This is a genomic window from Rhodococcus sp. EPR-157 (assembly GCF_001647195.1).
Classification (GTDB): Bacteria; Actinomycetota; Actinomycetes; order Mycobacteriales; family Mycobacteriaceae; genus Rhodococcoides.
The window spans coordinates 1-7,867 of record NZ_LVCV01000280.1 but is presented as its reverse complement, the minus strand read 5'-3'; the positions used below and the strand labels follow the sequence as shown (position 1 = coordinate 7,867).

Annotated in this window: 6 protein-coding genes; 2 read left to right on the top strand and 4 right to left on the bottom strand. The window is 63.8% G+C overall.

Going from position 1 to position 7,867, the window contains the following annotated elements:
• The 3 genes from A2J03_RS12875 to A2J03_RS12865 form a co-directional block, all read right to left on the bottom strand.
• On the bottom strand, nt 1–1,458 hold a 1,458-nt coding region (locus A2J03_RS12875), incomplete at its 3' end, for a DEAD/DEAH box helicase (RefSeq protein WP_068374324.1).
• A gap of 261 nt (nt 1,459–1,719) precedes the next feature.
• Nucleotides 1,720–2,682: a M56 family metallopeptidase gene (locus A2J03_RS12870; protein WP_068374321.1), complete on the bottom strand. Its 963-nt coding sequence runs from the start codon at nt 2,680–2,682 to the stop codon at nt 1,720–1,722.
• A gap of 24 nt (nt 2,683–2,706) precedes the next feature.
• Nucleotides 2,707–3,123: a BlaI/MecI/CopY family transcriptional regulator gene (locus A2J03_RS12865; protein ID WP_068374319.1), complete on the bottom strand. Its 417-nt coding sequence runs from the start codon at nt 3,121–3,123 to the stop codon at nt 2,707–2,709.
• A 193-nt stretch (nt 3,124–3,316) separates the two neighbouring features.
• Between A2J03_RS12865 and A2J03_RS12860 the strand changes: the two genes are divergently transcribed.
• Both A2J03_RS12860 and A2J03_RS12855 read left to right on the top strand, forming a co-directional pair.
• A complete protein-coding gene (locus A2J03_RS12860) occupies nt 3,317–4,618 on the top strand; it encodes an alpha/beta hydrolase (RefSeq protein ID WP_068374316.1) in 1,302 nt (433 codons plus the stop codon).
• 104 nt (nt 4,619–4,722) lie between these two features.
• Nucleotides 4,723–7,230, top strand: a complete 2,508-nt coding sequence (locus tag A2J03_RS12855; protein ID WP_197480741.1) for a bifunctional lysylphosphatidylglycerol flippase/synthetase MprF — start codon at nt 4,723–4,725, stop codon at nt 7,228–7,230.
• 16 nt (nt 7,231–7,246) lie between these two features.
• Here the strand turns inward: A2J03_RS12855 and A2J03_RS12850 are convergent.
• On the bottom strand, nt 7,247–7,867 hold a 621-nt coding region (locus tag A2J03_RS12850), incomplete at its 5' end, for an ABC transporter ATP-binding protein (protein ID WP_068374310.1).

The window sequence follows — 7,867 nt, the reverse complement described above, 5'->3', positions numbered from 1 at the left end:
GCCCTGGTAGCCGCCGGTGCGGGGACGGTCGCCCTGGTAGCCGCCGGTGCGGGGACGGTCGCCCTGGTAGCCGCCGGTGCGGGGACGGTCGCCTTGGTAGCCGCCGGTGCGGGGACGGTCGCCTTGGTAGCCGCCGGTGCGGGGACGGTCGCCTTGGTAGCCGCCGGTGCGGGGACGGCTGTCGCGACGATCGCGCGGCGCCGAGCTTTCCGCTCGCAACGGCTCACCCGTCGGCTTCTTGGCCCCGGTGATGCTGGACAGCTCTGCCGAGCCGGATGCGACGTTCACCGAAGTTGCTTTGACGCCGGCCATTCCGGTCAACTTCTGGACCTGACGACGCTGATTGGGCAGAACGATCGCGACGACGGTGCCCTTTTCCCCTGCGCGGGCCGTGCGGCCTGCGCGGTGCAGGTAGTCCTTGTGATCGGCAGGCGGGTCGACGTGGACGACGAGATCGATTCCGTCGACGTGGATTCCGCGAGCAGCGACATCCGTAGCGACGAGAACAGGCGTCCGGCCGTTCTTGAAGCGCTCCAGGACCCGGGTGCGCTGGTTCTGTGCTTTTCCGCCGTGCAGCGACTCTGCAGCGATACCGAGGGCGCGAAGGCGATCGGTGATTCCGTCGCAGCCGAGCTTGGTGCGCGCGAACATGATCGTGCGTCCCTCGCGTGCTCCGATTTCGGACAGAACGACGTCTTTTTGACCTCGGTCGACCATCAACATGTAGTGGTCCATCGTCCGCACGCTGGCCTTACCGTCCTGCGTGGAGTGTTCCACGTGGTCGGGCAGGAACTGACGTACCAACGACTGAACTTCGCGATCGAGCGTGGCCGAGAACAGCATCCGCTGTCCGTCTGCCGGTGTGTCGGCCAGCACTGCGCGGACCTCGGGAAGGAATCCCATGTCGGCCATCTGGTCTGCTTCGTCCAATGCGGTGATCTCGATCGAATCGAGCACGCAGGTTCCCTGGCGCAGGTGGTCTGCCAACCGGCCGGGCGTTGCGACGAGAACGTCGACGCCGCGACGAAGCTGCTCGACCTGCTTGTTGAACGGAGTGCCGCCGACCGCTGCGCGAACGGTCAGACCCTGAGCGCCTGCATAGGGGGCCAGGGATTCGACGACCTGGAACGCGAGTTCACGAGTCGGTACGAGAACGAGCGCACGAGGACGCTTGGCTGCCGGGCGGTCTGTGTGCAACGCCAAGCGAGCGAGAATCGGCAGGCCGAAGGCCAGGGTCTTGCCGGACCCCGTCTGCGCGCGACCGAGGACGTTCTTGCCTGCGATAGCGTCGGGAAGTGCCTTCGCCTGGATGGGCGAAGGAACGGTGATGGAGTTACGAGCCAACGCGGCGACGACCGGTTCTGGTAGACCGAGTTCGGCGAAGGTGACCACGGGCGAATCGCTTGCGGCGTCCGTGGTGGCAGGGGTGGATGTACTAGTCGAGACAGCGTGAGTCACGCAGTTGAACCTCTCCGGATTACGGGCACGCCACGAAGCTACAGCTGGGGTAACACCCGCGAGAGGGGCACAAACAACAGCTAGAACACATATATGACGAGCCAGGGCACTGTCACCTGGCCATCCGTGCGCGTGCGAACACTGCGCAGAGTGGGGCTGTTTGTGCCTTTTCGAATTGCTGGCCGCAATGGCGACCGTGTTCGAGTGTACGTCAAGAGTCTTCGATTCACCGCTTCGTACAGGTGTGAGCTGGCCTACTCCTCAGCCGTGGTTCATCAGACGGTTCAGTTCTTCCAGCCACGGCATGGCAACGAAGATCGTGGGCACGATCAGAATTATCGCGGCCGCGCCGTACGCGGCAATACTGGTTCGCACATCGGCACGGGGGCCGGCGAGACGCTGGACGCGGATCAGGGTGCTCGGCCCACCGGCCGCCAGCGCACCTCGAGGTGCGGTCGAGCCTGCGCAGGTGACCAGGGCACGGGCGAGCGGGGTCGGCCCGGTCACCTTGACTGCGGAATCGTCGGCCAGTAGCTCGACGAGTAACTGCACGCTGCCCAATGCCGACTTGCTACGGACGATACGAGGAAACGCCTCGTTCACCGCAGTGAACGCTTCGAGGACCAAGTCGTGTCGCGAGCGGAGATGAGAACGCTCGTGGCTGAGGATTGCCTTCAACTCGGCGCGGCTGAGATTGGTCAGCACCCCCTCGCTGAGCACCACCCGTTGGCGCAGCCCCGGCAGGCAGTAGGCGATCGGTTCGACGGCGTCGAGGACGCGAACGTCGGCGTCACGCACACCGGGAAAGGGACGGCCGGTGGAGCTGCTTCGGTCGAGTAGATCCACGAGCACGCGGTGCCGGGCGCGTCGACGCCTCGTCCGCACCGCCACCTGGACGACCGAAAACATGAGTTTGGCGCCGATCCCGAGCGTGATGGCGAGCACGACCACATACAAGATCCACAGCGGCAGACCCAGGGCCTCGATTTCGTCTGTCGGTGCGGTCGTCGGCTTTCCGTCCGGACCTGGGACAAGCAACAGACCACCGATCGCCAGGCCGGAGCTGAACGCGGAGAACACAGCGGCCACAGCGATCGCCTGCCACAGCACGAGGGCTGCCCGCGGCGCCCGATACGGCCAGGTCGCGCGGCTCAACACAGCCGGAACTGGCCCCGTCAACAGCAGGGCGAGTATCGCGAATACTAGCGCTGTGGTGGAGTTCATTTCCTCACTAACCGAGGGCAGGAATCAGTCGGATTGTCGATCGCCGTCCAGAGGCGACGTGTGTCCGCTCGATTGTGCCACTTCCAATGCCGCTAGAGCTTCTCGAAGGGCAGCAGCTTCGTCAGCACCCACCTGTCCGACGAAGTGCACCAGCGCGGCAGCGCGTCCTCCGGACTCCGGCGCCTGGGACAGCGCGTCGACCATCAGGCTGGCCACGAGTTCGTCGCGGCTGTGCAGTGGGACATACCGGTGCGCGCGATCGTCACGCTGTTGAACGACGAGCTGCTTCTTGGCGAGCCGTTGGAGAACGGTCATGACAGTCGTGTACGCAAGTTCTCGATGGGTGGCAAGCGCCTCGTGGACCTGCCGCACTGTCTGTGGTTCCGAGGAATCCCACAGATGATCCATAACTGCACGCTCGAGTTCGCCTAGACCAGCCATTCCTCCGAGTCTACGGGCAGTCCGACACAAATGCGTACTACTCCCGGTAGTACGCGCATCCCGGGCGTGTGGGATGGGTCATACACACCCGAAGGATGACTTTGCGATCCGGATCGCACGCCTTACGAAGATCCGAGTAGTTCTGTGCATATTCTGATTTCATGCCATTGCGAAGACGGCCGGGAGGTCTCCGTTGAATTGGGTCGTGTCGCTGTCTCTGGTCAGCGATACGACCTCGTGGGTCACGGTGCTCCTCGGCCTGCTCGGTGCGGCCTGGCTGGTGATCTGCCCGAAGCGCTGGTACTTGCTTCGGGCGCTGCCGATCTGCATCGCTGCAGCGGCTGTGCTCGCGGCCGGGCTCTACTACGTCGTGGAGAAGGTGTGGCGGCCGTTTCCCGATCCCATCGAACCTGAGATATATGTCTGGATCGGGGTTGCGCTCGGCGCAGTGGCGATCGTCGTGCCGAGAGTGCTGGCTGCAGGCCGGAAGTTGACCAAGGTCATCTCCGTCCTTGCTGCGATTCTGGTGGTGGTGGCTGCGTCGGCGCAGATCAACCTGGTGTTCTCGGCGTATCCGACCGTCGGCACCCTCGTCGGTATCGAGGATGTCGATCGTGTCGACATGGGTGAACTTCCTGGCCCGCAATCCGACCCGGTGGCGGGTGATCCGCTCGACTCCGTATGGTCGGCGCCGGAATCGATGCCGACCGACGGCAAATTGACCTCGGCGACCATTCCACCTACTGCTTCGGGTTTCTCCGCTCGCCCGGCCGAGGTCTACCTCCCGCCTGCGTATTTCACCGATCCTCGCCCGCTGCTGCCGGTGCTCGTTCTTCTCGCCGGTCAGCCCGGCGAACCGGAAGACTGGCTGAACGGCGGCATGCTTGCCAACACGATGGACGCATTCGCGCGCGATCACGCGGGCTTGGCGCCAGTAGTCGTCGTCGCAGACGGGACCGGGTCCACACTCGCCAACCCGCTCTGCGTGGACTCTCCGCTCGGCAACGTCGACACGTATCTGTCGAAGGATGTGCCGGACTGGATCAAATCGACGCTGCAGGTCAACCCGGACCCGCGTAGTTGGATCATCGGTGGGCTCTCTTACGGGGGAACCTGCTCCATCCAATTGGCCACCAACCACCCCGACGTCTACCCGACCTTTCTCGATCTGTCGGGGCAGGCCGAGCCCACCCTCGGCGACCGCGGACGAACAGTGGCGGACGCGTTCGGGGGTAACGACGCCGCTTTCGTTGCGGTTAACCCGATGGACCTGCTGAAGACGAAGAAGTATCCGAACTCGGGTGGTGCGTTCGTGGTCGGTGCGGACGACAACGACTACCGCCCCGGTCAGCAGGCGATGTACAACGCCGCCAAGGCTGCCGGAATGGATGTGCGGTATCTCGAAGTACCGGGCGGGCACAGCTTTGCTGTCTGGTCCGAGGGTCTGAAACAGGAATTGCCCTGGCTGATGCAGAGAGTGGGATTGATCTCGTGAACGAGACCGTCGAAGACATTGCCCCGGTCGAACCGTCCGAGCCATCATGGTTCGACAAGCGGCGGGAGCGGATCGCTCACGGGTGGCGTACAACGGTTCGGCAGATGGTGCGGTTGTGGTCGCTGATCGTATTCGGGGTCAAGGGCGCACCGGTAAGCATCGGTCTGCTGATCGTCGTACTAGGCCTCGGGATCCTCGCGTTGGTCGTCGGCGGCGGCACTCTGCACCGCGAATTCGCGCTCGGCATCATGCCGATCGAGGAACTCCGGCTGTGGACCGTCCTCACCGCAGGTCTGTTCGCGCCCGGTGTTCTCGGCTACGTGGTCTTCGTCCTCGCTGTGTTCGTGGCGGCAGCGCCCATCGAACGCAGGATCGGATCTGCGAAGTTCGCTCTGTCCGCGGTCATTACTCAGCTACTCGGCGCGGTGCTCGGACTGGGCATCGCCGCTCTGGCAAAGATGTTCGACGCCGATTGGGGATTTCGTCTGCATGTCGGAACCGCAATCGGACCGACGACGTGGATCGTCGGGGTGCTCATGGTGGCGAGCGCGCGGATGGATACGTTGTGGCGTCGAAGGATCCGGGTGGGGTTGCTCGCGCTGCTGATCACGTCGGCGCTGTTCAGTGGCCACCTGCAAGATGTCGTCAGGCTTGCTGCCGCAGTCGTAGGACTGCTTCTCGGGCCGTCCATCGTCGGCCGGTCGGCCCGAGGACCGCGGTTGGCTGGAACGCAACGAGAGGGTCGTGTTCTGGTGGCGCTCATCGTTGCGGCGAGCGCTCTCGGACCGGTGCTGGCCGCGCTGAGCCCGGACGCGGTCGGCCCGTTCGCAGTTCTTCGGGACGTGGTGAGCGGCGTGCCGTACACCGCAGCGGAGGTTCGTGAAATCTGCGCCGATTCGGCCACGGATCCCGAGTGCAGAACCGGACTTCTCGAATTGCGGCTGGGGGGAGTCGGGCCGACAATCCTGTCGCTGATGCCGTCGATCCTGCTTCTGTTCTTGGCGGATGGGCTGAGGAGAGGGCGCCGGTTCGCATGGGGCGCGACGGTGTTCGCACAAATCGTGCTTCTCGTCGTGTCGGTCGCCAACTACGCCATCCGGTTCATCGAAGCAGGGGACGACGAATCCGTTTTCTACGGGTTGGAGTCGCCTACGGCGTATCGGACGATCGTGCCGTTCCTGCTTCCGCTTGCAGTCCTCATCCTGCTCGTGCTGACCCGCAAGTACTTCGATGTGACGGCACCGCGCGGAACGTATCGAAAGTTCTCGGCGTACGTGGCTGGATCGCTGGTGGGTCTCGGAGTCCTGTACGTGCTCGGCGGGCTTGTCGGGCGTGCAGGTTTCGATCGAGAACCGACCGTTCTCGGTCTCGTGGCCGATTACCCGCAGCGCCTGATCCCGCCCGTGTATCTGCAGTGGCTCGAGCCTCGCTTTCTTCCCGACAGCATCTTCACGACGTTGCTGTTCGAATGGACCGGGGTGATCTTCTGGGTTGCGCTCTGTCTCTTGGTGCTGGGGACTTTCCTGACGCCCAATGCAGGCACCGACAGCGACGCCGCCGAACGGGCACGCGCTGTACTGATGTCGAGCTCGGGCAGCGCACTGTCGTGGATGACCACCTGGAAGGGCAACTCGTACTGGTTCTCGGCCGACGGCAGCAGCTTCGTCGCTTACCGGGTGATCTCGGGTGTGGCGCTGACTACCGGAGACCCCGTCGGCCCACGGGATCGACTGCGTGAGAACGTCGTGGACTTCGCCGAATTCGCGTCGGAGAACGGCTGGATTCCGTGTTTCTACTCGGTGACCCCCCAGGTTCGCGACATCACCGACAGCATCGGTTGGGGAGGGATTCAGGTGGGGGAGGAGACCGTGTTGGATCTCGAGAATCTGGCGTTCACCGGAAAACGCTTCCAAGACGTGCGTACTGCATTGAATCGAGCGAAGAAGGTCGGCATCGAAGCTGAATGGATCAGATTCCCCGATGCGCCGCTGGCGATCACGGACCAGATCACGGCGATTTCGGAGGAGTGGGTGGCCGACAAGGGAATGCCCGAGATGGGCTTCACGCTCGGTGGGCTCGAGGAAGTCGACGACCCTCAGGTCCGCTGTCTCGTCGCCATCGACGAACACCGAACCGTGCACGGAATCACCTCGTGGATGCCGGTGTACGAGGACGGCGAGATCGTCGGCTGGACACTGGATTTCATGCGCCGCCGATCGGAGGGGTTCAGGCCGACCATGGAATTCCTGATCGCATCCGCAGCGATTCTCCTCAAGGACGAGGGAATCCGGTTCTTGAGTCTGTCGGGTGCACCGCTCGCCAAGGTGGACGACGGGGGCGCCGAGGCAGATCCGACCGAGGCGGAGCTGACATTTTCGCGGCTTCTCGACCGCTTGCTCGACGTTTTGGGCAAGACACTCGAACCCGTCTACGGCTTCCGGTCGTTGCTCGCCTTCAAGTCGAAGTTCCAGCCGCGGTACGAGCCGATGCACATGACGTTCGCGGACCCGGCTGCACTGCCGAGCATCGGCAACGCTATCGGCCGTGCCTATCTTCCCGACGTCTCCATCGGACAGGGATACAGGTTGGTGCGCACCATGATCGAGCGTTAGATAGCTCGGCCTCGACTCAGGGAGCGTCCGAGGACGAGACCTCGACGGGGCCGCCGACGGCGCCGTAGACGTGTCGAGTGCCGATCGGAACGATCAGCGGACGGTCCGAGACCGGGTCTACGATGACGCGGGCCTCGAGTCCGAACACGTCCATCAACAACTTCTCCGAAATCACGTCCTGCGGCCGACCCGACTCCACGATCTTGCCCTGCGACATCACGATCAGTTGATCGCTGTAGCGGATCGCCAGATTGAGGTCGTGTAAGACCATGATGACCGTACGGCCCATTTCCTCGTGCAGTCGATCGACCAGATCGAGCACCTCGACCGAGTGTGCCAGGTCCAGATAGGTGGTCGGCTCGTCGAGCAGGAGTATGTCGGTGCCCTGCGCAAGCGCCATGGATATCCAGGCTCGCTGGCGCTGCCCGCCGGAGAGTTCGTCGACCGGCCGATCTGCAAGATCGTCGACTCCGGTCAATTGCAGCGCACTCGCTACCTCGGACTCGTCGTCGGAACTCCATTGACGGATCCACGACTGATGGGGGTGCCTGCCCCTCGACACCAGGTCGCCGACGGTCAGTCCTTCGGGTGCGGTCGGAGCCTGCGGCAGCATTCCCAGCACTCGCGCCACCTCTTT